The sequence below is a fragment of the Nonomuraea turkmeniaca genome, assembly GCF_005889735.1.
Taxonomy (GTDB): Bacteria; Actinomycetota; Actinomycetes; order Streptosporangiales; family Streptosporangiaceae; genus Nonomuraea; species Nonomuraea turkmeniaca.
In genome coordinates this window covers 1-1,136 of sequence record NZ_VCKY01000548.1, presented here as the reverse complement: position 1 = coordinate 1,136, position 1,136 = coordinate 1, and the positions used below count along the sequence as shown (strand labels likewise).

Annotated in this window: 1 protein-coding gene; it reads right to left on the bottom strand. The window is 63.9% G+C overall.

Annotated features, from left to right (window positions below; genetic code table 11):
* Positions 1 to 11: 11 nt before the first annotated feature.
* Positions 12 to 1,136 (bottom strand): IS630 family transposase (locus ETD86_RS54440; protein WP_246149551.1); only part of this gene is annotated, 1,125 nt, incomplete at its 5' end.

Below are 1,136 nucleotides of genomic sequence, written 5' to 3'. Positions count from 1 at the left end.
CTAGTGCCGCGTCAGGCCACGTTTGCCCTCTTGACAATCCTGCGTAGGCGAGGATTGTCGGTGTTGCGGTTTCGCCAGGCGATGTAGCGGCGGATCATGCTGCCCTGCTCGCGGTGGCCGGTGTGGTCGGTGCCGTTGAGGGTGAACTCGCGCAATGCGGTGAACTGCGCCTCGATGCGGTTCAGGTAGGAGGAGTTGGTGGGTGTGTAGGCGATCTCGACGTTGTTCGCCTCGGCCCACTCGCCGACCCGCTTGTCCTTCTTAGTCGTCAGGTGCGGGCTGAAGTTGTCACAGATGATCGCGATCCGCTCCTCGGGCGGGTAGAGGCTGCGCAGGTAGCGGCAGAACTCCAGGAACTCGCCGCGCCGCTTGCGCTTCTTGATGTGCCCGTACATCTTGTCCTTGCCCAGGTCTAACGCAGCGAACAGGTGCCGTACCCCTTGGGTGCGGGTGTAGGTGGCGCGCATCCTGGGCCGAGGTTCGCGCTCGGGATCCTTGCCCTTGCCGCCGACGTCGGTCCACTGCCTGCCGGGGCGGGGCTGCAGGTTGAGCGGCCCGAACTCGTCCATGCAGAAGATCACCGTGGGTTCGCCGGGTTCGGGGACGACCTGGCCGTCGGCGATCGCGTACAGGTGCTCGATGCGGGCCTTCTTGGTCGCATAGTCCGGATCACGGGAGCCCTTCCAGGTCTTTATGGCTTGAAATGAGACATTTTCCGCACGTAGAAGCTCGCGCAGGCCCTCATGGCTGATGTCCTCGACCACCCCCTCTGCGACCAGGAAATCGGCCAGCTTGGCAAGGCTCCACCGGGACAACGGCAACCCGTGCTCGGCAGGACGAGACTTGGCGATCTTCTTGATCTCCACGCGCTGCGGGAGCGTGAACACCGGCTTCCGGCCGCCCTTGTACTTGGGGTAGAGCGAGTCGAATCCATCGGCGTTGAAGTTGTGGATCACATCACGGACCCGGTCTTCGCTGGTGAAGGCCACTTTGGCGATCTGCGTGGTGGTCATGCCCTGGGCCGACAGCAGCACCATCTGCGCTCGCCGCCAGGTCACCACCGAGCCAGTGCCACGCCGTACGATGCGCAGCAGTCGGTTTCCCTCGTCGTCATCGATCTCGCGTACGCGAACCCG